The organism is Telluribacter roseus (assembly GCF_017355915.2).
Lineage (GTDB): Bacteria > Bacteroidota > Bacteroidia > Cytophagales > Spirosomataceae > Telluribacter.
In genome coordinates, this window is the sequence record NZ_JAFEUV020000003.1 from 289,598 (window position 1) to 314,144 (window position 24,547).

Consider the following 24,547-nt stretch of genomic DNA (forward strand, 5'->3'; position numbering starts at 1 on the left):
CCCTATAAGGTTGCTTTTCTTGTATAGTATGCAATTGGGTACTACTAGTTGGCAGTCGCCTGTAGTGAATTGATATTTTTCAGGGCGCCCATGTTAGACGGATTCAGGTACAGCAGCATGGCGTAGCACTTGCGGGCATTGGCCTTGTCGTTCTGCAGAGTGTATACGTGTCCTAGTACATCCCAGGCAACTTCGTAGTTCGGATATTTTTCGGTAGTATAGGTAAGGATCTGCGTAGCCAGTTTCAGTTCAGCTTTATCGGCAAGGGCGCGGCTTAGCAGTACCAGGTCACGCTGGCGCAGGGTGTAGTTATTCTGGGTAAGTACCTCTTCCATACGTGGCTTCAGCGACTCCCAGCCCTGCGCCTGTATCTGCTGATAGATGAAGTTGCTGGTGGGCATCCGGATAGGTTCCACCTTCTGGCCATACAGGCAGTTGATCAGATTATCCGTTATAAGGGAGGCGGCAGGTCCCTGATTGGAGGCGAGCACGAGCGTATAACCGTCAGGAAGCATGTTCAGTCCTGCGGAGAATCCCCATACATTCCCTCCTTTACCCACTACCTTCCGGCCGGCAGTTTCGGATATTTCCCAACCCAGTCCCATTTTGCATTGAAGCATATCCAATTGTCCATACTCTTTTAGCATCAAAGCCTCCATGCGAGTGCTCAGAATCTTGTGCGTACGGATGGCTTCGCTGAATTTGAAAAGATCCAATGGAGTAGAGAAAAGTCCACCATCCGGATAGGGCATAGGGTCAGTAGCACTAACGTCCTGGTACTCGCCCATGGGGGTATAGAAATACCCTGAGGCTTTATTGGCAGAGGCTTCGCCGGGAAGCAGACGTTTGGTGCTGGTCATGCCGGCGGGACTGAAAATATGTTTTTGGAAATAGTCTAGCCAGTACATTCCGCTCTGCTTTTCAATGATCCGCCCCAGTACTACAAAGGCTGAGTTGGAGTAGGCATTGCCCTTGCCCGGTGTTTCAAAGTCCAGCGGTAGCGTAGCAATCAGCTTTACCAGCGCGTCCAGCGAATGGTCCTTGCTGCCGTCAAAGCCGGGAGCCCGCATGTACAACCCCAATCCGGACTGGTGGGTTAGTAAGTGCGTAATTGTGATCTTATCAGCATTAGGCAGATTATACTCCGGTAAGTAAGTCTGTATGGGTTCATTCAGCGACAGTTCGCCCCGGTCCACGAGTTGCATGATAGCTACGGAGGTGAACATCTTACCAATGGAGCCTACATTGTGCAGATCGGTAGGGGCGGCGGGTACCTTATTGGCTACGTTGGCCATGCCAAAAGCTTTGTTATACAAGACTTCTCCATTGTGGGCTAGTAGTACGGTACCCATGTATTGCTGGGCCTTTTCGTAGGCTTTCAGGAGGGAGTCCAGGCGCTGGACCATTCGGGTGTCCTGAGCCAATACAGTTTGCAGGGACAAAAGGAGTGCGGCGGCAAGTAATTTAATTTTCATGGCTAATAGATGTTTACGTTGATTGGCGGCTACTTACTGACAGTTGTTTATGATTTTGGCTAACAGATGCTTGGCGGCTTTGATATCTGATTCATTGATCCCTTCCAGAGCCTGAGACCGGTTCCGTTCACTTACTTTCTGGACCGCCTCCAGTACCTGTTTTCCCTCTTCAGTAAGCGTGACTACAAAGCGGCGGCGGTCCGTGGTGGAGAGCTCACGGTGCAGAATCCCCTTGCTGACCAACAGATCAATAATACGGGTAAGGGAAGCGGTGTCCTTGAAGACAGCCTCGGCTATTTCGTGCTGGGTCGCTTCTGGATGCTGCGCCAGGGCATTCAGTACCAGCCACTGATCAATGGTGATGTTCAGACCAGCCTCGTTGATGTTGCGTTGCGCAAACTGGCGGTACGTCTTGATGCTTTTGTCCAGAAAATAAAAGATCGTCTGATCTATCTGTACGGATGTATCTACCATGGCTTACTATTTCAGTTGTTATTGTTGATACAAATGTAATTGATATTTATAATATTGATGTATCAACTAAATATTTTTAAAATAAATTTCTGTAATAACCAGAGTGTAGCTATGCTGTGAATAGTTAAAGTATTGATATGTAGATAACTTAATATAAAAATTGCTTTCTCCTTAACCCGCTACCTCCTCCGGCCGGACGGGCAGGTGCCGGATGCGTTTGCCGCTGGCGCGGTAGATAGCGTTGACAAGGGCCGCTGCTGTAGGGCCCTGCGCGGCTTCGCCGGCACCAAGGGGCTCGTCGTGGGGGCGGGGGATTAGGGTTATCTCTACGGTAGGTACGTCGCTGTACCGGAAGATGGGGTAGGAGGTCCAGTCGCGGCTGCTGACGTGCTGCTGGTTAAAGAGTACCTCTTCTTTGAGCGTCCAGCTCGCCGCCTGCACCATACCGCCCTCCGTCTGGTTGATGATGCCGTCGGGGTTAATAACTTCGCCCGCGTCGATGACGGCCCACATCCTCTCTACCTGTACCTGACCGCTGGCCTTGTCCACGGCTACCTGAGCGGCTACGGCGCAGTAGGTAGCGGTGTTCTTATAGCGGGAGAACGCTACCCCTATTCCTTCGTTAGGTCCGGTTTTGACAGATCGTACTATTTCTTTCAGTTTCTGCATCACGGCTACGGCCCGCTCGTCGGTAGAGTGCATGATGCGGAAGTCCAGCGGGTCTTTCTTCGCCTTTACCGACAGCTCATCCATGAATGACTCGATAGCGAATACATTGCCATAGGCCCCCAGGCTCCGCAGCGCCGACACCCGCAGCGGCCCCTCGAAGGTATGGACGTCTATCTTGTAGTTGGGAATGGCGTAGTAGGGCTCGGAGTTGCGGAAGGCACCTCCGGCGTAGCCCGAGCCGGGCGGGTTGAAAGGCTTCGCCAGGTACCGCGCCGCCAGCAGATTACCCGGATTACCACCGGGGCGGGAACTGTGCGAGTCGGACCAGAGGGCGTAGCGCCAGTGGGTGATCCGGCCCGCGTCGTCCAGGCGTGCTTCGGCTTCCAGGCGCATGGCGCTGCCGTAGGGCTCCCAGGCGTGCTCGTCCTCCCGCATCCACTGCATCCTGACGGGCTTGCCGGGGTAGGCCACGGCGACCAGCGCCGCATCGGCGGCTACATCATCGGCCCCGTTGTGGCCGTAGCAACCCGATCCGGGTACGCCCTTGAGGTGTACCTTGTCCGGGTCCATGTTGAGCATTTTGGCAATGGCGTCGCGCAGCGGGTACACACCCTGCGTGTGGGTCCATACGTGCAGGGTATCCCCCTCGTACAGCGCCACGGCGCAGGAGGGGCCAATGGAGCCGTGCATCTGGTACGGCTTGAAGTAGCTGGCCCGCAGCGTGCGGCCGTCCGGCTGGTCCAGCGGGCTAACAGTACCCTGGCTCTTGACGTTCTGGCTCCGGGTGGGGAGCGTTTTGATATAGGCTTCCAGGTCCTGCCCCGTGGGGAGTGGCTCGGTACGCGACCAGCGGGCGTGCTCGCGTGCCTGTTGCTGAGCCTGTACCGCCTGGTACTCCTGCTCCGTGACTACTGCCACAAAGCTTCCGTTGACCACCGTCTTCAGCAGACCGGGTACTTTAAAGGTACTCTGATCAAAGCTTTCCAGCCGGGCGCGGTAAGCAGGGGGCCGCACTACCCGCGCGTGTACCATGCCCGGCAGCCGGAGGTCGTGTACGTACACCGATTCACCCCGTACCATCTGCTCTATGTCGGTGCGGTGGATGGGCTTGCCCACGTAGCGGTACTCATTTTTGGGTTTCAGCTTTACCGAGGGCTTTACTTCTTCTTCCAGCTGTTTTCCATTCAGGAGCTCAGCAAAAGTCAGTACCTGACCGGTACCTCTCCGGCTGATCTTTCCCTGAGTTATCTGTAATTGCTCCGGCTGGGTACTCCAGTGTCGGTCGGCCAGTTCCAGCAGGCGCTGGCGGGCGGCGGCCGCCGCGTGGCGTACGGCCATGGCGCTGTGCTCGATGGAGCCGCTACCGGCGGTGTAGCCTTCATTAGGCGTGCGGCCGGTTTCGGCCAGGTGTACTTCTACCTGCCCCAGGTCCAGATCCAGCTCCTCGGCCGCTACCTGCGCGATAGCCGTCCGGATGCCCTGTCCCAGCTCCATCTTACCCGTCAATACCCGGACACGACCATCGGCCAGTACTTCCAGCCAGGCATTGATCCGGTCTTCCAGAGCCAGACTACCGGGTAGGGCCGGGGTAGAGGGAGTAGCTTCCGCCCAGCGGGTACCCGTCAGCGAGAAGCCGATGGTGAGGCAGCCGAGGCTGTTGATGAACTTCCGGCGCGACTGTTGCGGATTATAAGCTGATTCTTTCATAGCAGGTGGAGTGGGGGGACAGGCTTAGGATTCCTTCGCGGCTCTTCGGATGGCTTTCATGATGCGCGTCTGGGTACCGCAGCGGCAGAGGTTACGCTCCATACCCGCCCGTATGGCCGCATCGTCGGGTTGCTTGTTGGCTTCCAGCAGGGCTACAGCGGCCATGACCATACCGTTGAGGCAGTAGCCGCATTGCGCAGCCTGCTCCTCCACAAAGGCCCGCTGTACCGGATGCAACGTACCGTCGGGGCGGGTGAGGCCCTCGAGGGTGGTAATCTTCCGGCCTTCCATGGACTCGACGGGTATCTTACAACTGGGCATAGCCACACCGTCCAGCAGTACCATGCAGGCCCCGCATACCTCATGTCCGCAGCCGTACTTGGGGCCGTTCAGCTCCAGCTGGTTGCGCAGTACGTACAGCAGGGGTGTAACTGGGTCTATCCGCACGGTATGCTGCTTTCCGTTGACGTGTAGCGTGAGGTCTTTTTCCATGGGCGGGGGATTTAGGAAGTACTATACAGATAACAACCTGTGCCTCTGTTTATTGTTGAAAAGCCAGCGTGAGCGTGGATTTACCTCCTGTTTAGCCCCATCCTGACCGTACAATAAATGTTTACCATGCTTTTAGGTAGTAGTTAGTGAAATGCAACTAGGGTTGGATTAAAAGCGATAATTTGCCTCCGCGGAGATAGCCTAAAATCCGATACAGACAGAGTAGGCATAGCTATACCCCCTTATCCAATGCTATTTAAAAGAAAGCCCCTTCTGCTGAGAAAACAACTCCGACCCCTCTTCCTATTTCTAATCACCACTGGTACCAGCCTTACTCACTGGGCCTGCGATCCCTGTTCAATGAATAGCGGGGGAATTTTTTATCAGAGCTCAGAGGGTACCTGGCAACTGGTACGTGTGGAGTCACCAACCAGAATACAGACACAGTTTCCAGAACCGCAGACGCTGATGATTGCTCTTGAAGCAGATCGTAGAGGTAACTCTGTGACCCGTGAAACGCTCCGCAGCGATACCACTACCGTAGAAAGGCTGGAATGGGATGTGTTGGATGCGAATTGTCGTAAGCAAAGCTTCGTTGTTATCTATGATAACCAGCTACGACGGAAGTACTGGTTGAGCAAGGGGTCGCAGACGCTACGGGCAACGGGTTACGTAGACGAGTTAGGTGGTAAGGCCGATACGCTCATGTACTTCTATGAGCGGGTACCGTGAAGGGGGGAGGAGATAATATTTGTGTGACTAACCGCTGATTAAAACGTCAGCCATGGGGCAAAACCATGACGATTGGAAATGGTTACTACAAGGAGTCGTCCAGAGCAGTAAGGCAGAAGTATCAGCTAGTAGGCAAACGGTCGATCGAATAGCTATTTTAAAAAGTCTGCGATGCGACTCCATCCACTCCTTGTATTGATCGGCATCAATGCTTTGTTAAGCGGTTGTTCCCGTGTTAACACAGGTTCTGAAATCATGGAGCTTGACAGGATCTACCGGGTGCGAGCCGGACAAACCCTGTATGTCAGCAATAGCGAGGGCCAGGTGACGGCCAAACGCCTGAATCGGGCTGCTGATGCCGCACTCTACCAGCGGGAGGATACCCTATACGCGGCTTTTGTTCCTCAAACATTACCACCTGCCGACGCTGATCCGCATACACTCGACCAGGCTGATTCGGCACTGGTCATGTTTGTAAGCTATAATCTTAAGCAGCAGAATGCCGAGGAGATCAGTCCCTGGTTTTACTATCAGATGACCTCCTTTGATATTGACCTGTTTACTACTCCCTTCAAGTACCGGTTTAGTACAGCCGGAATGCCGGGATCTCTTTCAACTAGTGCAAATATCGGGGTATATACGGGTATACGCTATGACCTGGGCCGCTACCGCAACCTCTACTTCAGAGGACAGCAACGGTCAGACATGGAGTCGTTCAGCTTTGGGATGGGTACTATAGCCAGCATCAGCTCGGTACCTATTAATGAATATACTACCTCGGGCCTTGTACCCTACGAATACGACGCCCTGGGCCTTAACTATGGATTGGCTGGTATTGTAGGCTATAAAAACGTAACAACCGGCCTCGCCCTAGGCTTTGAGAATCTGGCGGATCGTAACAACAAACATTGGATATACCGGCAAAAGCCCTGGTTAGGTATTTTCGTAGGTATCAATATCAATTAAGTGGGGGATGCTAAACAGCCCATCTGACTACGTGTACTGATAGTGAATAAGACCAACTACCCCGCCAACGCCTGCCGGATCTGCTCCAGGTGGTGGGCATTGTGCCAGGCTATCTTCTCGAACTCATCTTTCAGGGTACGCAGGCCCGTTTCGCTGTGGACGAAGGTCTTACTGGCGGAGGTGTCGTAATGGTACTTAGCCAGGTGGATGACGCCCTCCCGTACTGAGGCGTAGATGCTTTTGTTGACCGCCAGCGGAAAGGTAGCGTAGTCCAGGTGCTGGCTCCACCTGTCCTGATCAAAGGCCCAGACTACCGGCTTCGGCTCCGCAATCACGCGCCGGACCCGCTCGTAAAGCACCGTTTCGGCATCGGCCAGGTGGTTGAGGAGCTGCCGGACGTTCCACTTACCGGGGGCGTAGGATCTGACAAGGTCCTCCTCGGGCAGGTCAAAAAGGGGCAATGTCTGCTGGCGGGTAGCTTCCAGTTGTTCGAGCAGAGGCATAGTTGTGGTAGGTTTGAGATGGCAGGCAATTCCATAAATATACATAAAATTGTGTCGAAATGGCTGTTCCCACTTTGGTGACTTGTAGAGATAAAGTACCAGGCGGCTAATGTAATATGTGGTGTAACTACTTGTTGTACAACGGTATATAAGTAGCCGGTAGGGGTGGTGTAATGTAAAATTTATGTTCTGGCATTAAACTTTTATATAAGGGTTATGTCCAACTGATGAATTACCTGAAAAGGACATTCTGGTACTTAACCAAACTTTTAGAACATGAAACGAATCGCAAGCATATTCATACTGGTAGGTGGGTTGTTGACCATGCCCGAGACCTACGCGCAGAACGGTGCCGCCCACGCCGCACAGGCCGGAGTTGATGCCATTACTTCCTTTACTCTGACTAATGCCCAGGTGGCGCAGTACTCACGGCAGGCGGTCCAGCAGATGGACGCCCAGAATCCGGTAGCCGGTCCCAACGATCCTTATACCAAGCGACTGAACCGTATAGTAGGCCGTCACCGTACCGTAAGTGGTATACCCATCAACTATAAAGTATATCTGGTGCCCGAAGTGAACGCCTTTGCCACCGCCGATGGTAGTGTGCGGGTATTCAAAGGACTAATGGACATTATGACTGACCAGGAGATTCTGGCGATCATTGGCCACGAGATTGGCCACGTAGTCAACAAAGACTCTCATGACGCCATGAAGAGCGCACTTCGTCGCTCGGCAGTACGCCACGCGGTGGCTTCGCAGGGAGGTACTTTGGGTGAGTTATCAAGATCGCAGATCGGTGGAGTAGCTGATTACATGCTCGGAGCATCATTCAGCCGTAAACAGGAAACCGAGGCGGATGATTACAGCTATGAGTTCCTGAAGAAAAACGGGTATAGTGTACTGCCCCTGGCTACCTCTTTCGAGAAGCTTTCCAAGGCCGGGGGAGGAAAAGGAGTGCCCCAGTTCCTCTCTACCCACCCCGACAGCAAGACCCGCGCCGCCCGTATCCGGGATCGCGCCCGCAAAGAGGGAAGAAGGTAAGTAGTTGTTAGGTATTAGTAGTTAGGTTTTAGCTATTAGTTTATTCATAAAGAAGCCGGTACTACCCAGGCAGGTAGTACCGGCTTTTTGTCATTTAGAACCGATAATTTTATATAAAAGGTCTTAAAATGATACTCCGGTCACTACCTGCAGCGTACTCGTCTGTACTTCTTTGAAAGGGGAGTGGCTTGTGCCGGAGTTATCCAGGCGGTAACTGCTAACGCTCTGATTGACCCGAACCGTGATGGGGATGCGTACCGAGCCCAACGGGAGTTCGGCACCGACGCCAGCCAGCAGTGCTACGCTGCCCCGGGGGGAAGCAGACACAAGATCCGTTTCGTAGGGAAGGTTACGGCAGGGTGTTGCAAAGGGACAGATAATTGTATAGCCTTTGTACTGATGTTTTATTGCGACTCTGTACCCGGCACCCACTTCTACAAAGGGGCGAAAGCGGGAGTGGCTGGATAGCTGAAAGCGAAGCAGGATAGGTAGGTTGATGGACTGATGGATCAGTTCGTTACTCAACTCTCCGCTACGATTGTGGTAGTGGGCCTTCTCCCAATGGGGCTGGAAGTGCAGGGATAGTCTGGGCGCGTTTTTGAAAAGCGGGTAGTTGAGGTCTACACCAACCAGTCCTCCGCCTACACCGCGCCAGGGCGCCTCAGATTGGTAGGTACCCAGGAGGCTTTTCCCTACTACTACGCCTACTTTTACATCACGTTCCTGGGGAGTTTGAGAAAATGCCGGATAGCCAGCCAGCGCCGCCATCCATACGAAAAGCAGAATTTTGTTCATAGAGTGGGTTTTGTGTGAGGTGGGGGATCAAACGTAGCAGGTACTTTACCAGAAGGCCTGTTCCACTCCTTGAGGGTAGAACAGGCCTTTGCGATATCTTATGATTGTTCTTTCTACACTTCCTGCGCAGCCAGCAGCTCTTCCAGGAACTTCCGGAACGGCGCGGCAAACTCCTTACGCTTAAGGGCAAACTCAACGGTAGTCTTCAGGAAGTCGAGCTTGTTGCCAATGTCGTGGCGCTTACCCTCGATCAGGTGCGAGTAGATGTTCTCACGCTTGAGCAACAGGAGCAGCGAGTCGGTAAGCTGGATCTCGTTGTTCTTGCCCTTGGGCGTCTGCTCGATGGCCTGGAATATCTCGGGCGACAGCACATAACGTCCGGCAATGGCGAGGCTGGAAGGCGCTGACTCTACAGCAGGCTTCTCTACCAGTGTATTCAGCTCCATGATGGTGTCGCTCAGAGAGGCTCCGCCTACGATGCCGTAGCGATTGACCTTATCGGCCGGTACCTGCTCTACGGCTATCACTGATCCACCGTACTGCTCGTAGGTATCCACCAGCTGCTGCGTCACGGGTATCACCGAGTCCATGATGGTATCGCCCAGCAGTACCGCGAAAGGTTCGTTACCTACGTGGTGGCGGGCGTAGTAGATGGCATCACCGAGGCCATTGGCTTCCTTCTGACGCACGAAATGTACATTGGCCATGTCGGCCAGGCGGCGCATTTCGTTGTACCAGGCCTGGTCTTCCTTCTCTTCCAGGCGGGCTTCCAGCTCGAAGTTGCGGTCGAAGTGGTCTTCGATGGCACGCTTGCCTTTGCCCGATATAATCAGAATATCTTCAATACCCGAGTCTACCGCTTCCTGCACGACGTACTGAATAGTAGGAATATCTATAATAGGAAGCATCTCTTTGGGCATGGACTTCGTCGCGGGCAGAAAGCGGGTACCGAGTCCGGCGGCGGGTATAACGGCTTTGCGAATCATTTTTTAAGGTGTGTTAGTTAGTTTGAGGTAATAAAGGAGGAAAGCAGGAAGGGAGAAAAGTAAATGCTTTGTATTTCTCTTCCTTGCATCCGCCGTTTTTTAACTTAATTACTATTTAAGGTTTCTAGATTGAATTATCCTTTACAAAAGTTTCTATTATCCCTTTTGTCCTTCCAACTTTTCGTTCTTCGGTTTGTGCTATTCACTACTACATTTCCTTTCGTACCTTTCCTCCTTTCTCACCCTTTCTCCTGCATTAAACTATATACGGCCGGATGACGCGGGCGTTGTATCTCTTCAGCTCCACGAAGAGGCGGTTGAGCATTTCATCGTCGCGGTAGGTACCTATGATGGTACCCCCCGAGCCGGCAAACTTGGCGGATGCGCCGCAGGCGCGGGCAGCCCGGATGAGCTGCTTATTGGTATCTGATACGTTGTAGATCGTGCAGCGCAGGTCGAAGTTCCTGTTCATCAGGTCGTGCAGGTCGTCGGGGCGGCCGTCCAGCAGGGCGGTACGGGCCTGTTCGGCCAGGTTAGCTATCTGCCCCATGGTCTGTACTACATCGGTGTCGCCCCGGTCGAAGCGCGCCCGAACATCGCTGTGTACCTTACCCGATACCTTGCTGAGCTGGGTGTTGTAGGCCACGTACAGCTTGGGCAACAGGGCCGGGTCAATACGCTCGTACTCACCGTATCCGCGCTGGGTCAGTAGTTCCTTATCGAAGTTCATGTACACGCAGCCCTCGTAGCACTGGATCACCCGGTCCTGCAGACCGGCCGCAATACCCAGCTCCTCCGACTCGCACGACAGCACCAGGCAGGGGAGTATCTCGAGGGGGATGTCTACCCGATAAAACTGCATCAGCCCCCGGAACAGCGCCACCAGAATAGCACTGGATCCCGACATACCTACCTGGCGGGGAATGGACGAGCGGTAGCGAACGGTGAAGTTGCGGTTGGGCAGGCGAATGCCCTGCTCTTCGCAGTAGTCGCCAAATCGCTTGATACCCGCTTTGATGAGTGGAATGCCTCCGTTGTACCCCAGCATGCTGACTGAGTCGCGCAGGTGGTAGATACTCTTGAAGGTACTGCCATCCTGAGGCTCTGGCTCTATGTGGAGCTCAGGGGACTCATACAGGGAGATGGATGCGCCAAAATTGCGTACTGAAATGGATAGGGTTTTGCCAAAAAAACCATCAGATGGGTTGCCCAACAGACCGGCCCGGGCGTAGGCTCGCTTCTCTATAATCAATGGTAAATCAGTTTTTTTGCCAATAATACTACTAAATGACGATAGATGCTTTCCCTTCCCTTATACCGTAGGATAAAAAGCCGTTGTACTTTTGCCGTAAGTTTAAGCAAAAAAAGGAGGAATAGCGCTCAGTGGAGGGATGGAAGGTAACATTTTACTTTTTATTCCATAATTTTGCCCTGCATAGATCAAAGTTATGTACCACACACTACTCCTGCTGATACCTGGAAGTTATTGTAAGCCAGGAAGGAGTAGGAGCACATACAGTGCTTTTTTTCTTAAACTATGTCTGAATTATTTCTCTATCTCGACAAGTCCCCCCTGCGGAGTGGATGCTCACGGAGAAATACCCACCCCTACAAAGAGACGATTGTCATTGCTTCGGAACGTATCCTTTGCTCTGGATTTCTCTTTGCTGTACCCCCAGTTACTCTCTTTTCTTTACCTGATATTTCTGGCCTTAGTGTAACGTATCCGGGATAGGTATGTCCTGCTGATAAGGACTGCGTTGTGTAGGTGGTAAGGTAGAGTTGAGGTTGCTGGAATACTAAATGATGTTTCCAATATATCTGTGTATGAATACTATTAAGAAGCTGTCCATAATTATTCCCGCTTATAATGAAGGTAAAACGATTACTACGGTTCTGGATAAAGTAAGGTATGTGCAATTGATCCACTCCATTGCTAAGGAAATCATCATTGTGAATGACTGCTCACAGGATAATACCGAAGAGCAGGTGCTGGCCTATCAAAGACTGCACCAGGAAACGCTGGACATCAGGTATTTCAAACACGACGTAAACAGAGGCAAGGGAGCGGCTTTGCGCACAGGTTTTCAGCAGGCTACCGGTGATGTATGCATCGTGCAGGATGCGGACCTGGAGTATGACCCTCATGAGTTTAACCTGTTGCTGAAGCCCATGATCGATGGATTTGCGGATGTAGTGTACGGCTCACGTTTTATGGGCGGACGCCCGCACCGGATCCTGTTTTTCTGGCACACCATCGGTAACAAGTTCCTGACGTTTGTGTCCAATATGGCTACCAATCTGAACTTGACGGACATGGAGACCTGCTACAAGATGTTTGATACCAAGCTGCTGCAAGGAATTAAACTGGAGGAAAACCGCTTTGGATTTGAGCCGGAGGTAACCGCCAAGATCGCCCGCGTTAAGGGGATCCGTATCTACGAAATAGGCGTGTCGTACTATGGACGTACCTACGCCGAGGGCAAGAAAATAAACTGGAAGGACGGGTTCCGTGCCCTGTACTGTATCTTGAAGTACGGCTTCCTCAGAATGTAAAAACCGTATAGTAGCAATAAAGCCCCTCCAGCTTCTTTTGTAAGCTGGAGGGGCTTTATTGTAGGGGAGAGATGGCTACTTCATTGCTACGGGATCAAGGATAGAGAACTTCTCTACTTTGTTGTTTACCGGCTTCACGGTACGCAGGTACGCATAGATAGCTTTCAGATCCTCCTCCTTCATGTTTGCATACATGATCCAGGGCATGTTGGTCTGGAAGTCTTTCTCACCCACTGTCGCTGGTTTAAAAGAGCTGTCGGCGTAGGCCTTAAACCGGGCTACAAACGCTTCTTCGCTCCAGTTGCCTAGGCCGGTTGCCTTGTCGGGGGTCAGGTTGGCAGTGCGTACTACGCGTCCGTTGCCCATGCCCATTTCCCAGCCACCGGCCAGGTCCATGCCCTCGATCTTGTTGCCCTGGGCATCGGGCTTGGTATGGCACTCAAAGCAGCCTGCTATGTTGATCAGATAACGACCATACGCTACTTTGTCACTTGGGTCGGGACGCTTGCCTCCGGGGGCATTCTGAGGAATGGTATTCAGGATGAAGTTGAAGGGGAACGAAGGATTGGACTCGGGTACCTCGCTGTCGATGGGCTGGAGACTTCTCAGGTACGCTATAACATCTTTGATATCTTCGGGGTCAGCCTCGGCGTAGTACTTATAGGGCATAACCGGAAATATGGTCTTGCCGTGCTTGTTGACACCGGTGGTAATGGTGCGGTATATTTCACCGTCGGTCCAGTCTTTCAGGCGGGCTGGAGTAATATTGCGTGAATAAAACGTACCGGGGAAGCCCAGAGTCTCATCGAACACTTCACCACCGGCGCCATAGGTATTCATTTTGAGCGGACCAGCAAACTTCGTAAAATCTCTCTGGCTATGGCAGTCCATACATACCATTACGTTGTTGGCCAGGTACCGTCCGTGTTCGATGCGTTCGGGAGTTGCCTGGACGGTTAGCACGGGAGCATCATCTACGTCGGGCAGGACGTAAGTAGTGTAAGCCGCCGCTCCCGCGACAACTATTACCACAAGGGCCAGAAACCAGCCGGCGATTTTTAAAAGTGTTTTCATTCAGAATGATGGTTAAGGTGGTAAAGAGGCAGGAATAATGGTATTATTCAGCAGTATCGTATTGATTAATAAAGATATAGATACTAATAAACAAAAAAAAGCACGGCCCTCAGAGCCGTGCTTTTTTTTATTAAGCGGTAGATTATTATGTAGGTATGGTTACTGCTTTGCTACCTGTACGTTGATTACCAGCTTCACTTCGTCAGCTACTACCACGCCACCTGCTTCGGTTACGGCGTGCCAGGTCAGCCCAAAGTCCTTGCGGTTAATCTTGCCATTGATCTCAAATCCTGCCTTGTTGTTGCCGTAGAAGTCGACCATGCTGCCACCGTACTCAGCAGTAAGTACTACTGGCTTAGTGACACCCTTAATGGTCATATCTCCCGTGATCTTGTAGGTATCACCACCGGTTTTTTCAACGGCAGTTGATACGAAAGTAAGTTTTGGGTGGTTTTCGGCATCAAAGAAATCCGCCGAGCGCAGGTGCTGGTCGCGCTGCTCCTGGTTGGTATCAATGCTGGCTACATCCGCCGAGAACTGGATCTGGGCCGTAGTGAAATCTTCACCTTCGGTTTCGACGGTACCTTCGAACTGCTTGAAAGATCCGGTTACGGTAGAGATAACCAGGTGCTTTACCTTAAACTGAATTTCGGAGTGGGTGGGATCAATAGCCCAGGTAGTTTTTACTGCAGCTTCCATAGTAGTGTTAAGTAAATTTTTTAGAAAATTGCGTATGTTTTTACATTTAATGTATATACATATAATGTTGCTATTATAGTTCCGCTTGATCAAAAAAAAACCGCACCGTGTAAGTGCGGGATTATATGGAATTGAAAATGAGAAAGAAAACTATTCTTTTTCATCAGTGGTATTTTCTTCGTCATTATCCTCATTGTCCCTACTACTGTGGTTGATACTAGGATCCTCCGCTGGAGGAGTAGTAGGGACAGTATTAGTAGGATAGGAAGTAAAAACAGGTGCCTCAAAGGCTTCCTTCTCAACACCTGGTATGGCTGGTTCTCCTCTTCTGCGTACCATAATCGTATTTTTTTTAGTTTAACAACTATTTGCCTTGTATAGCTAAACAATCATTCCACGCATACGGGGCCTGCCTATGCCTGCCAAATGGGGAATTACTTCTATCCCTGTGGATTAGGGGCACAACAGGCCTATTCAAACAGAAAGCACCGGCTCTCTGAGCCGGTGCTTGTACTACTGTTGAATACGATAAGAGCTAGTATCAGTTCTTAGGCATTGCAAAGATGCTTTCGTCTATCTTGGGGTTCACCTGCACGGATTTCACTACCATGGTAATGGCACCAGGCATAGCGGGCGACTCGATTTCGGCCGAGAAAGGATAAGTAATGCCATCCACCTTCTTGAAGTTAGACTGGGACATCTTGGTTTCTACATCCTGGCCATTTACGTTTGCTTTGACCAGCGTGCGAACGATGTAGTACGTATCTTTAGAGATGTAGTTGGTGAGGGTAACACCATTGGCGTTGGTAACTTTTACCAGATACACCGGAGCGCCTTCCAGCGTCTCCTGCCCTATGAGCTCGGCCTTATATCCCTTAGCCTTGTAGTTGTAGAGGCCGGTCAGATCAACCTGTCCTGACATAGCTTTGACCATCTCATCGGGTAGGGGCGTAGCAGTACTCTGTCCCGTCATAGGGTTGATGGTCCAGCCGGTAGTACCATCCAGCGCCTGGATGACCTTCGTACCCTGGATATCGGTTTCGCTACGGAAGCCGCGCTGCTGTACAATGGTTGTAGTGGTAGGTATTTCCATGCCCATCACCTGCATGGCCGCGTCTATTTTCATACTCTTCAAATTGGATAATTTGGCGGCTCCTCCCATAGCCTCCACGTGTTTATTGATGATTTCGTCCACATTCTGAGCCGAAGCGCCAGTGAAAACCAGGGCGATAAGAGCCACTACAAGCGCCCGGAAAATCTTTTGATTAGCCATAAAGTAATTAGGTATAGTAAAAGTTAGGTTGACAGAGCTCCAAGGCTCTGCTGCTTAGGTAAAACGCTTTTATAAAGGTAGCATTATACAGGAGTCAGAATAACATTGCCTGATGTTAAATTATTCAACTAGTTTGTTTGAAAGCTAAGGGGGCCAGAGCCAGGATGTGCGGAAACAAAAACGGGACGGATCTGTAAGACCCGCCCCGTTATAAGATATACTCTTCTGAGCTATTAAGCTGATAGTGCTTCGGCACCCCCTACGATTTCGAGGATTTCCTTCGTAATTGCCGCCTGACGGGTACGGTTGTACACGAGGCGCAGCTCCTTCAGTAGCTCCTGAGCGTTATCGGTAGCTTTATCCATCGCTGTCATGCGAGCTCCGTGTTCCGAAGCATTGGACTCAAGTACCGCCCGATACAGCTGAATTTTCAGTGTCTTGGGGATCAGTTCACTCACTATCTGGGCCTCCGAAGGCTCGAATATATAGCTGACATTGGATGCCTGCGTGCTGGTAGTATCTTCCTGAGCCGAAGCAATCGGCAGGAAAGGCTCCGTGCGGATAATCTGAGTAGCTACGTTTTTGAACTCGTTGTACACCAGTTCGACCGCATCATAACGTCCCTGCGAGAAGGAGTTCATGATATCCTCGGCAACTTCCTTTACGGCTACGAAGCTAAGGCGGGTGAAGACATCCGCGTAGCGGGTATCAACCTTGAAGCCACGACGTGCCATGGCTTCTCCTCCTTTTTTACCGATAGCCAGGATCTCGACATTGCCCCGGCCTGCCTGCTCGGCATACTGGGTTCTGATACGTTCAATAGTCGCCTTGATAATATTGCTATTAAAGGCACCGGCTAGTCCGCGGTCGGAAGTAACTACTACAAACAGTACATTCTCAACCGGACGTACTCTGGAAAAGGGGCTTTCGGTGGCGGTTTCGGTACCGGCCGATACCGTAGCCAGCATCTCACCTAATTTTTGCGCGTAAGGGCGCATCTGAAATATACTATCCTGAGCTCGCCGCAGTTTGGCCGCTGACACCATCTTCATTGCTTTGGTGATCTGCTGCGTAGAATTGACCGAGACGATCCGGTTACGTACTTCTTTTAAGCTTGCCATACGTAGACTAAAAGTGGAAGGCTAAAGCAGAAGAGAGCGAAATGCAGGATTGCACGTACCACTCTCTTCTGGCTATTGTCTTATATATTAGGTTTTTCTAATTAGGCTGCGTACTTGGTCGCAACGTCCTTTGCTACTCTCTCAAGAACCCCGGTGATGGTATCGTCAAACTTACCAGCACGCAGTGCAGACAGCGTATCGCTATGCTGAGCAGCCAGTACAGCCAGGAAGTCTTTTTCGAACTCACGAACCTGAGCTACGGGTACTCTATCCATCAGACCTTTGGTAGAAGCGTAGATGATAGCCACCTGCTGCTCAACGGTTACTGGTGAGTACTGAGGCTGCTTCAGAACCTCGAGGTTACGGCGTCCCCGGTCGATTGCCAGCTTGGTAGCGGCATCAAGATCCGAACCGAACTTAGCGAAAGCTTCCAGCTCACGGAACTGAGCCTGATCCAGCTTCAGCGTACCGGCCACCTTCTTCATTGACTTGATCTGAGCGTTACCACCCACGCGTGATACCGAAATACCTACGTTGATAGCGGGACGGATACCTGCGTTAAACAGGTTGGACTCAAGGAAGATCTGACCGTCCGTAATCGAGATTACGTTGGTAGGGATATAGGCAGATACGTCACCAGCCTGGGTTTCAATGATCGGAAGAGCCGTCAGTGAACCACCTCCTCTAACCTTACCAGCCAGTGAAGGTGGCAGGTCGTTCATTTCGCGAGCGATGGAGTCATCAGCAACGATCTTAGCGGCACGCTCCAGCAGGCGGCTGTGCAGGTAGAATACGTCACCAGGGTACGCCTCACGTCCGGGAGGACGACGCAGCAGCAGAGATACCTCACGGTAAGCTACCGCCTGCTTGGAAAGGTCATCATATACAACCAGGGCAGGGCGTCCGGTATCGCGGAAGTACTCACCGATGGCAGCACCCGTAAACGGAGCAAAGAACTGCATAGGTGAAGGATCAGAAGCCGCAGCAGCTACGATTACAGTGTAATCCATAGCTCCGTAACGACGAAGTGTAGCTTCGATCTGCTTGATCGTAGAAGCTTTCTGACCACAGGCTACGTAGATACAGAATACAGGCTGTCCTTTATCGTAGAATTCTTTCTGGTTGATGATCGCGTCAATCGCAACGGCAGTCTTACCAGTCTGGCGGTCACCGATGATCAATTCGCGCTGGCCGCGGCCGATAGGAATCATAGCATCGATCGCCTTGATACCTGTCTGCAGGGGCTCATTTACGGGCTGACGGTAGATAACACCCGGTGCCTTACGCTCCAGAGGCATCTCGTACAGCTCTCCCTGGAGAGGACCCATACCATCGATAGGCTCAGCCAGAGTATTTACTACACGACCCACGATCTGATCACCTACTCTTACGGAAGCAATCTCGTTGGTACGCTTTACAGTGTCACCTTCTTTAATCTCACTATAGTCGCCCAATAGTACGGCTCCTACGTTATCCTCTTCGAGGTTTAGGGCCAGGGCTTTCAGTCCATTTTCGAATACAAGCAGCTCACCGGCTTGTACTTTTGAAAGGCCATAGATACGCGCAACCCCGTCACCGACCTGGAGTACCGTACCTACCTCTTCGAGTTCGGCCTCTGTTTTAGCGCCCGCAAGCTGCTCGCGCAAGATAGCCGAAACTTCGTCTGGTCTTACAGATATCATAGTATAATTGACTTATTTTAAGTGTAGAAGAAACTTACCCAAAAGTGCCGCAAATTTACGGCATTATTTTCTTATAATAGACATTAACTACAAAAAACATTGGTGTTAAAAATTAGATTTTTCTTAGTTAATCTCCGGACCCCCGCTTATCCGTCCCAAAAACCGCCAATCAACACTAATTATCACTTAACCAAACTTTTTTAGGTACAAACTGTGTTTTTTAAGTAATTGATTTCGTTTTTTACCAATCAATTACAAATCTATTTTTTATCGATTTAAAAAATCCGAATGTACATCAATTTGAAAGCAATGCTTGCCACAGTAGCCTGCGCTACCTTGCTGGCTACAAATGGGATAGCACAGACTACCAAGAAAACAACCAAACCTGCACCCACCAAACCTGCAACTACTGCTCCCAAGGCTGCAACAGCCAGTGCTACTCCGACTCTCAAGACCAACGTTGATTCTGTGGCGTACGCGATAGGCGTCAGTGTAGCCGGATCAATCAAATCACAGGGACTTTCGGATATTAATACGGAGCACCTGGTAAGGGCTATCAATGAAACACTGAAAGGTGGTACTACCGCCATGACGCCTGAGCAGGCTAACCAGGTCATTGGTGAGTACTTCCAGAAGCAGTCTTCCGTGAAAGGACAGGCTAATAAGCAGGCAGGTGAGAAGTTCCTGGCCGAGAATAAGAAAAGACCTCAAGTAAAGACAACTGAAAGTGGGCTACAGTACGAGGTGATCAAAATGGGGGACGGTCCTAAGCCGGCGGCAACGGATCGCGTAAAGACTCATTATCACGGTACTTTAACCGATGGAACAGTATTTGATAGTTCAGTAGAACGGGGCGAACCAGTAGAGTTCCCGGTCAATGGTGTAATACAAGGCTGGCAGGAAGCTCTACAGCTGATGCCGGTTGGCTCCAAGTGGAAACTGTACCTTCCATCCGAGCTGGCGTACGGTGAACGTGCCGCCGGACCAACGATCGGACCAAATTCTGCTCTCGTCTTCGAAGTGGAATTGTTAGAAATCCTTAAATAGTATTTTTGAATATGAGAAAGTACCTGATCACCCTGATACCTGTGGTGTTGCTGGGATGGCAACAGCGGCCGGTGCTTGAGCACGGCGTAGAACTGTCGCCATCGTCAAGTACTGCTATGGAGGAGGAGTTGCAACCCACCGCGTCTCAGTTTCGCGCGGAGGCATTGGTAACCCGTATTTTAACCAATTATCATTACCGCAAAACGAAGCTGAATGACTCCCTCTCTTCAGTAGTCTTTGACAAGTATCTGGGCGATATTGACCACAACCGGTTGTACTTTCTGGCGTCGGATGTGGCCCAATTTGAAAAACACAGGTACTCATTTGATGATTTTCTGACCAAAGGTGAGCTGCAGGTACCTTACGATATGTACAACCTGTTCCGGAAGCGGTACAAGGAGCGCAGCGAGTATATTCAGAAGCTTCTGAGCCAGCCTAAGCCATTTGACTTCAGTGTCGACGAAACGCTGAATACAGATCGTGAGAAGGTGGCCTGGGCCAAAACGAACGATGAGCTCAACGATATCTGGCGCAAGTACATCAAGAGCGAGGCTCTGGATCTGAAACTGACCGGTAAGGCCGACTCCGCGGTGGTAACTACCCTGCGTGACCGCTACAAGAACCGTGATCGCGGTCTGGAGCGTATCCGCACCGAGCAGGTATTCCAGATGTACATGAATTCCTTTGCCGAGTCGCTTGATCCGCACACCAATTATATGTCGCCTACCTCGGCCGATCGTTTCAAGCAGGACATGAGCCTGTCGCTGGAAGGTATTGGGGCGTTGTTGAGAGAAGAGGACAACTATATCAAAATTGTGGATGTTATTCCCGGCGGTCCCGCTTTTAAGGGCAAGCAGCTGAAGAAGGAAGATCGCATTATTGGTGTGGCTCAGGGAGATGAAGGAAAAATGACTGATATTGTGGGTTGGTTTGTGGATGATGCTGTCAAACTGATCAAGGGACCCAAAGGAACTGTAGTACGTCTGCAGGTACTTCCGGTCAACGCACTGCCTAATACTCCTCCCAAGGAGATTCGTCTGGTGCGTGAAAAAGTAAAACTGGAAGAGCAGGGTGCCAAGAAAGAGGTAGTGACCATCAACCAGGGCAACCACAACTATAAGATTGGAGTAATCGATATCCCTACCTTCTACCGTGACTTTGAAGGAGCGCAGCAGCGCGAGAAGGAGTTCTCGAGTACTACCCGTGACGTACAGAAGCTGATCGACGAGCTGAAGGCTGAGAAAGTAGACGGTATCGTGATAGACTTGCGTAACAACGGAGGTGGATCGCTGACCGAAGCTATTTCATTGACCGGCTTGTTTATCAACAAAGGCCCTGTGGTACAGGTGAAGGAGTCGATGGGAGATATCGAAGTACAGGCTGATACCGATCCGTCGGTAGCTTATACAGGTCCGCTGGCGGTAATTGTAAACCGTTTTAGCGCCTCGGCTTCTGAGATTTTTGCGGCGGCTATCCAGGATTACAAGCGTGGATTGATCGTAGGCGAGCAGACGTATGGTAAAGGTACCGTTCAGACGCTGATCGACCTGAACCAGTGGATGCCGAAGGAAAGCGAGCAGCTGGGACAGGTTAAAATGACCGTGGCTAAGTTCTACCGGATTAATGGTAGCAGTACCCAGCTTCGTGGTGTAATGCCGGATGTAGAGCTACCTACTGCCTTTAAGATAAATGAGTACGGGGAAGGCTCACAGAAGAGTGCACTACCCTGGGATCAGATAGCTTCTACCCGCTTTGAGATCACAGACAACATCAGCGATAAGCTGGTGAGCCAGGTCAAAGACAAGTATAATCAGCGTCTGCGTAGCGACGAGGAGCTGAAAAAACTAGCCGAAGATCTAGAGTCGTTCCGTAAGGCCCGTGAAGATAAGACGGTATCGCTGCAGGAGTCGAAGCGTAAAAAAGAACGCGAAGAAGCCGAGAAGAAGCGGGCTGCTCTTACCAAACTGGGTGAAACTGATTTGGACGCCGAGGAGGAAGACACAACCGCGAAAGCTGATACCAAGAAGAAGGATGTGTATATCACCGAAACCGGACGTATTCTGGCTGACCTGATTACTTTTTCGAAGGAGCCTAGCCTGGCAGGCACCAAGAAGAAATAATACAATAAACTAATGCAAAAGCGACCGCTCCGGATCTTGCCGGGGTGGTCGCTTTTGTAATTTATCAGCTCATAGCTACTGTATGCGCCCCGGCTTTATAGTTAAAGATTTCCTCCATTTTCTTCGCAATCCTACCTATTCGCTGGCTGACGTGCCCGTGCGGCTGCGGGTAGTTTTGGGACTTTTTGTAGCTCTGACCATTTTCAGAGCCGCCGCCATTGTGGCCGATGTGTGGCTGATTAGGCCGATAGCCAAGCTGCTCAGCCATCAGGACCTGGCCCGGCAGACGGTTTATTCGACGAGTCTGCTGGAACTGGTGGTGGGTTCTCTGGTAATGGCGCCACTGGTTGAAGAACTGGCCTATCGCTGGGGGCTTCACTACTCACCGGCGCGTATTGCCCTGTCGCTGGGACTGATCGTGTTTTACTGGCTGCCGTTTGGAGGGACCTATTCGACCAACATTATTCAGGTACTTAATCAGCCGGGCTTCTATCTGATGGTCGTTATGGCTGCCGTAGCGGGGCTTACTGCCTTTGCTTTGCTAAGCGTCCCGCTCCTGGAGGCTTCTTTTCGCCGGCGCTGGCAGCAGCAGTTTGGTCTTATTTTCTACCTGTCGTCGCTGCTCTTCGGCCTGATGCATATCTTCAATGTAGCCGAACTGACGTGGAGTGTATGGCTGCTGGCCCCCTTTATTACGGTACAGCAGATTGTATTTGGCTTGTTCAATGGCTATGTACGTATGCGCTTTGGCTTTATGCATGCGGTAGTGCAGCACGCTCTATTCAACCTGATCCCCCTTTTACTACTGTATGTATAGTAGCATCAGTGGCCAGTCACTGCCTCAGGCTTTACCTCGTCCAGCCTGACCCGTCGGAGTTTCCGGAAGAATCGGATGGTGAGCAGCAGCGCTGATACCGTCAGACCTACCGATAAGCCGATCCACACGCCCGTCACATCCATGCCCAGCGGGAAAGCAAATACATAGCTCATGGGTAGTGCCAGTCCCCAGTAGGCAAACAGCGTAATAACCGTAGGAATATTGACATCGGCGATACCTCGCAAGGTACCCAGCCCTACTACCTGTATACCATCCGAAAGCTGAAAGAAGCCGGCAATGATGACCAGACCTGCGGCAATGGTAGCTACTTCTGGAGAGTCCCGTATGTAGAGGCTCACCAGCCAGTCGTTGGCTGTAAGGAAGAGGATGCAGCAGAGCCCCATAAATGCCGCTACCAGCAGGAAGGCAGCCGTACCTGCTCTACGTACAGCCTGTATACTGCGTTGCCCCACGGCCATACCCACCCGGATACTCCCCGCGGCGGCAATACCCGTAGCCATCATATAGGTAGTAGAGGCCATGTTGATGGCTATCTGGTGAGCGGCCAGTTGGGGCTCGCCCAGCCAGCCAATCATGATCACGGCCAGTGAGAAGGCGGCAATTTCAAAGAAAAACTGAAATCCACCCGGGAGCCCCAGCTTCAGGATTTTGGTCCGGAGGGCCTGTAACGATGATCCAGGGGCGAAAGCCGTGAAGTAAGGCCGAAAGAAGACGTCCCGCTTCACGTAGAACCAGATGGCTACGGCCATATAGATCCGGGAAAGCAAAGTACCCACGGCGGCACCCAGGAATCCCATGCTCAGGATGAGAGCGTAGTTGAGGATAGCGTTCAGTGCAAGGGCCGACATGGTAATATACATCGCTACCCGCGGGCGCGAGAGGCCATCGCAAAGCTGCCGCACGGCCACGAATAGCAACAGAGGTATATTGGAAATGGTAATAATAATCATGAACGGACGGGCCAGTTCGGTTATATCAGCCGTCTGGCGGAAGATTTCGAACTGCCAGGCAAGCAGCAGGCCGATTACCCCCAGTACTATCCCCAGTAGCCACGCCACCTGGGTACCTGCTTTGTACAGGCGGCTTATTTCGGCTTTTTCGCCCTGTCCGTTGGCTCTAGACACCAGTGCTGATACGATGGAAAGCCCGCCTACTCCGATGCTACCGATCAGGAAGGTGACCGAGTTGGCAATACCGGCGGCCCCCAGCGGCACCGCGCCCAGCAGCCGCCCGATCATGAGGTTGTCGGTTACGCCCATAAGTACCACTCCCAACTGAGCCACCACGATGGGAATGCTTAACTCAAAGGTCTTTTTTATATCACGTTGGTATAGTCGCACTAAAGGATGCATACACTCTTTCTAATCTGCTGATTTTGATTTGGGCCTGCAAAAGTACAAAAACAAACCCGGACCAGCTGCTTCTGGGTTACATCAACTTTTTTCTCAGAAAAAACTTCTTAATTTTGTCTCTCTAAAAATCTTCACGCTCTTGAAAGAATACGGTAGCAACGTACAGAAACTCGCGGATCACATCACTGCCATGCAGGATCGCGACAAGCGCAATCTCTACGCGCATATTTTGGTGGAGCTTATGCGTCAGATTCATCCTAACATGAAGGATAATCAGGACTACTACAATAAGCTTTGGGATGATCTTTATATTATGTCGGGTTTTGAACTGGATGTTGATAGTCCCTATCCACCGCCGTCCAAAGAAGTACTGGGCCGCAAACCATTAAGAGTGGATTACAATCAGCAGAACCTTAACTTCCGCCACTACGGCCGGAACGTGGAGCTACTGGTAGAGAAAGCCATCCAGACCGAAGACAAGGATGACCGTCTGGCTTTTGTATCGTACCTGTTCAGGCTGATGCGCTCATTCTATAATACCTGGAATAAGGATAATCCGGAAGATGTCGTGCTCCTGGAGCATCTGGAGATCCTGGCGGATGGGCAGCTAAATGATGAGATTGCCTATATTCGTCAGAATGGACCGATAGAATCTTCGCCCAAAGATCGGAACAGCAATCCGGAGCGTGGCCGCAATACCCAACCTACCGGCTACCAGGCTCAGACGAATAACTACAATGCCGGAAATGACCGGTCTCAGAATAACTCCAATACTAATCGTAACCGGCACAACAACAACAACAACAACAATAAGTACTCAAACCGGCATAATAACAACAACAATAACAATAATAACCGAAACCGCAGGAAGTAACGATCACATCCGATTTAAGTTACTTTTTACACACTACTGGTCCGGATCTCCCAACCAAAGCGGGTTTAGGT

The 24,547-nt window shown here is 51.2% G+C and carries 23 protein-coding genes; 8 read left to right on the forward strand and 15 right to left on the reverse strand.

What is annotated here, in order from left to right; genetic code table 11:
- Positions 1 to 44: 44 nt before the first annotated feature.
- The 4 genes from JTN23_RS07380 to JTN23_RS07395 all read right to left on the reverse strand — a co-directional run bounded on the left by JTN23_RS07380 (position 45) and on the right by JTN23_RS07395 (position 4,817).
- Positions 45 to 1,475 carry a serine hydrolase domain-containing protein gene (locus JTN23_RS07380; protein ID WP_247233463.1) on the reverse strand — a complete coding sequence of 477 codons (1,431 nt, stop codon included), beginning with the start codon at positions 1,473 to 1,475 and terminating at the stop codon, positions 45 to 47.
- A gap of 33 nt (positions 1,476 to 1,508) precedes the next feature.
- Positions 1,509 to 1,949 (reverse strand): MarR family winged helix-turn-helix transcriptional regulator, encoded by a 441-nt coding sequence (locus JTN23_RS07385; RefSeq protein ID WP_247233465.1) that lies wholly within the window; start codon positions 1,947 to 1,949, stop codon positions 1,509 to 1,511.
- A 171-nt stretch (positions 1,950 to 2,120) separates the two neighbouring features.
- A complete protein-coding gene (locus JTN23_RS07390; protein WP_247233466.1) occupies positions 2,121 to 4,325 on the reverse strand; it encodes a xanthine dehydrogenase family protein molybdopterin-binding subunit in 2,205 nt (734 codons plus the stop codon).
- A 24-nt stretch (positions 4,326 to 4,349) separates the two neighbouring features.
- Positions 4,350 to 4,817, reverse strand: coding sequence for a (2Fe-2S)-binding protein (locus JTN23_RS07395; RefSeq protein WP_247233467.1), 468 nt, complete (start codon positions 4,815 to 4,817; stop codon positions 4,350 to 4,352).
- Between the two features lie 468 nt (positions 4,818 to 5,285).
- On the opposite strand from JTN23_RS07395, the gene JTN23_RS07400 reads away from it, so the two are divergent.
- Complete coding sequence (locus tag JTN23_RS07400) at positions 5,286 to 5,549, forward strand: perphorin family protein (RefSeq protein ID WP_247233468.1); 264 nt, start codon at positions 5,286 to 5,288, stop codon at positions 5,547 to 5,549.
- Between the two features lie 255 nt (positions 5,550 to 5,804).
- Positions 5,805 to 6,515, forward strand: a complete 711-nt coding sequence (locus JTN23_RS07405) for a hypothetical protein (protein WP_247233469.1) — start codon at positions 5,805 to 5,807, stop codon at positions 6,513 to 6,515.
- Positions 6,516 to 6,571: 56 nt separating this feature from the next.
- On the opposite strand, the gene JTN23_RS07410 is transcribed toward JTN23_RS07405, so the two are convergent.
- Entirely contained in the window at positions 6,572 to 7,018 is a 447-nt protein-coding gene (locus JTN23_RS07410) for a DinB family protein (RefSeq protein WP_247233470.1), read from the reverse strand.
- 276 nt (positions 7,019 to 7,294) lie between these two features.
- On the opposite strand from JTN23_RS07410, the gene JTN23_RS07415 reads away from it, so the two are divergent.
- Positions 7,295 to 8,059 carry a M48 family metallopeptidase gene (locus tag JTN23_RS07415; RefSeq protein WP_247233471.1) on the forward strand — a complete coding sequence of 255 codons (765 nt, stop codon included), beginning with the start codon at positions 7,295 to 7,297 and terminating at the stop codon, positions 8,057 to 8,059.
- A 123-nt stretch (positions 8,060 to 8,182) separates the two neighbouring features.
- Here JTN23_RS07415 and JTN23_RS07420 read toward each other — a convergent pair whose 3' ends face one another.
- The 3 genes from JTN23_RS07420 to JTN23_RS07430 form a co-directional block, all read right to left on the reverse strand.
- Positions 8,183 to 8,854, reverse strand: coding sequence for a hypothetical protein (locus JTN23_RS07420; protein ID WP_247233472.1), 672 nt, complete (start codon positions 8,852 to 8,854; stop codon positions 8,183 to 8,185).
- Between the two features lie 113 nt (positions 8,855 to 8,967).
- The gene (gene galU, locus JTN23_RS07425; protein WP_247233473.1) at positions 8,968 to 9,840 is read right to left on the reverse strand and encodes a UTP--glucose-1-phosphate uridylyltransferase GalU; all 873 of its coding nucleotides are present in this window, start codon (positions 9,838 to 9,840) and stop codon (positions 8,968 to 8,970) included.
- Between the two features lie 256 nt (positions 9,841 to 10,096).
- Positions 10,097 to 11,092: a mevalonate kinase family protein gene (locus JTN23_RS07430; RefSeq protein WP_247233474.1), complete on the reverse strand. Its 996-nt coding sequence runs from the start codon at positions 11,090 to 11,092 to the stop codon at positions 10,097 to 10,099.
- Between the two features lie 575 nt (positions 11,093 to 11,667).
- Between JTN23_RS07430 and JTN23_RS07435 the strand changes: the two genes are divergently transcribed.
- Positions 11,668 to 12,396 carry a glycosyltransferase family 2 protein gene (locus JTN23_RS07435; RefSeq protein ID WP_247233475.1) on the forward strand — a complete coding sequence of 243 codons (729 nt, stop codon included), beginning with the start codon at positions 11,668 to 11,670 and terminating at the stop codon, positions 12,394 to 12,396.
- 75 nt (positions 12,397 to 12,471) lie between these two features.
- Here JTN23_RS07435 and JTN23_RS07440 read toward each other — a convergent pair whose 3' ends face one another.
- The 6 genes from JTN23_RS07440 to atpA form a co-directional block, all read right to left on the reverse strand.
- Positions 12,472 to 13,470: a c-type cytochrome gene (locus JTN23_RS07440; protein ID WP_247233476.1), complete on the reverse strand. Its 999-nt coding sequence runs from the start codon at positions 13,468 to 13,470 to the stop codon at positions 12,472 to 12,474.
- Positions 13,471 to 13,629: 159 nt separating this feature from the next.
- On the reverse strand, positions 13,630 to 14,169 hold the full coding sequence (locus JTN23_RS07445; RefSeq protein WP_247233477.1) for a YceI family protein: 540 nt from the start codon (positions 14,167 to 14,169) through the stop codon (positions 13,630 to 13,632).
- 150 nt (positions 14,170 to 14,319) lie between these two features.
- On the reverse strand, positions 14,320 to 14,508 hold the full coding sequence (locus tag JTN23_RS07450) for a hypothetical protein (protein WP_247233478.1): 189 nt from the start codon (positions 14,506 to 14,508) through the stop codon (positions 14,320 to 14,322).
- Positions 14,509 to 14,710: 202 nt separating this feature from the next.
- Positions 14,711 to 15,442 (reverse strand): outer membrane lipoprotein-sorting protein, encoded by a 732-nt coding sequence (locus tag JTN23_RS07455; RefSeq protein ID WP_247233480.1) that lies wholly within the window; start codon positions 15,440 to 15,442, stop codon positions 14,711 to 14,713.
- A gap of 233 nt (positions 15,443 to 15,675) precedes the next feature.
- Positions 15,676 to 16,563, reverse strand: coding sequence for an ATP synthase F1 subunit gamma (gene atpG / locus JTN23_RS07460; protein ID WP_247233482.1), 888 nt, complete (start codon positions 16,561 to 16,563; stop codon positions 15,676 to 15,678).
- A 101-nt stretch (positions 16,564 to 16,664) separates the two neighbouring features.
- The gene (gene atpA, locus JTN23_RS07465; protein ID WP_247233484.1) at positions 16,665 to 18,245 is read right to left on the reverse strand and encodes a F0F1 ATP synthase subunit alpha; all 1,581 of its coding nucleotides are present in this window, start codon (positions 18,243 to 18,245) and stop codon (positions 16,665 to 16,667) included.
- 309 nt (positions 18,246 to 18,554) lie between these two features.
- On the opposite strand from atpA, the gene bamJ reads away from it, so the two are divergent.
- The 3 genes from bamJ to JTN23_RS07480 all read left to right on the forward strand — a co-directional run bounded on the left by bamJ (position 18,555) and on the right by JTN23_RS07480 (position 22,229).
- Positions 18,555 to 19,292, forward strand: a complete 738-nt coding sequence (gene bamJ, locus JTN23_RS07470; protein WP_247233485.1) for a BamJ family beta-barrel-assembly machinery protein — start codon at positions 18,555 to 18,557, stop codon at positions 19,290 to 19,292.
- An 11-nt stretch (positions 19,293 to 19,303) separates the two neighbouring features.
- The gene (locus JTN23_RS07475) at positions 19,304 to 21,412 is read left to right on the forward strand and encodes a carboxy terminal-processing peptidase (RefSeq protein ID WP_247233488.1); all 2,109 of its coding nucleotides are present in this window, start codon (positions 19,304 to 19,306) and stop codon (positions 21,410 to 21,412) included.
- 82 nt (positions 21,413 to 21,494) lie between these two features.
- Positions 21,495 to 22,229, forward strand: coding sequence for a CPBP family glutamic-type intramembrane protease (locus JTN23_RS07480; RefSeq protein WP_247233489.1), 735 nt, complete (start codon positions 21,495 to 21,497; stop codon positions 22,227 to 22,229).
- 5 nt (positions 22,230 to 22,234) lie between these two features.
- On the opposite strand, the gene JTN23_RS07485 is transcribed toward JTN23_RS07480, so the two are convergent.
- Positions 22,235 to 23,602, reverse strand: coding sequence for an MATE family efflux transporter (locus JTN23_RS07485; protein ID WP_247233490.1), 1,368 nt, complete (start codon positions 23,600 to 23,602; stop codon positions 22,235 to 22,237).
- Positions 23,603 to 23,741: 139 nt separating this feature from the next.
- Here JTN23_RS07485 and JTN23_RS07490 point away from each other — a divergent pair, with 139 nt between their 5' ends.
- Positions 23,742 to 24,476: a DUF4290 domain-containing protein gene (locus tag JTN23_RS07490; protein ID WP_247233491.1), complete on the forward strand. Its 735-nt coding sequence runs from the start codon at positions 23,742 to 23,744 to the stop codon at positions 24,474 to 24,476.
- Positions 24,477 to 24,547 lie beyond the last annotated feature (71 nt).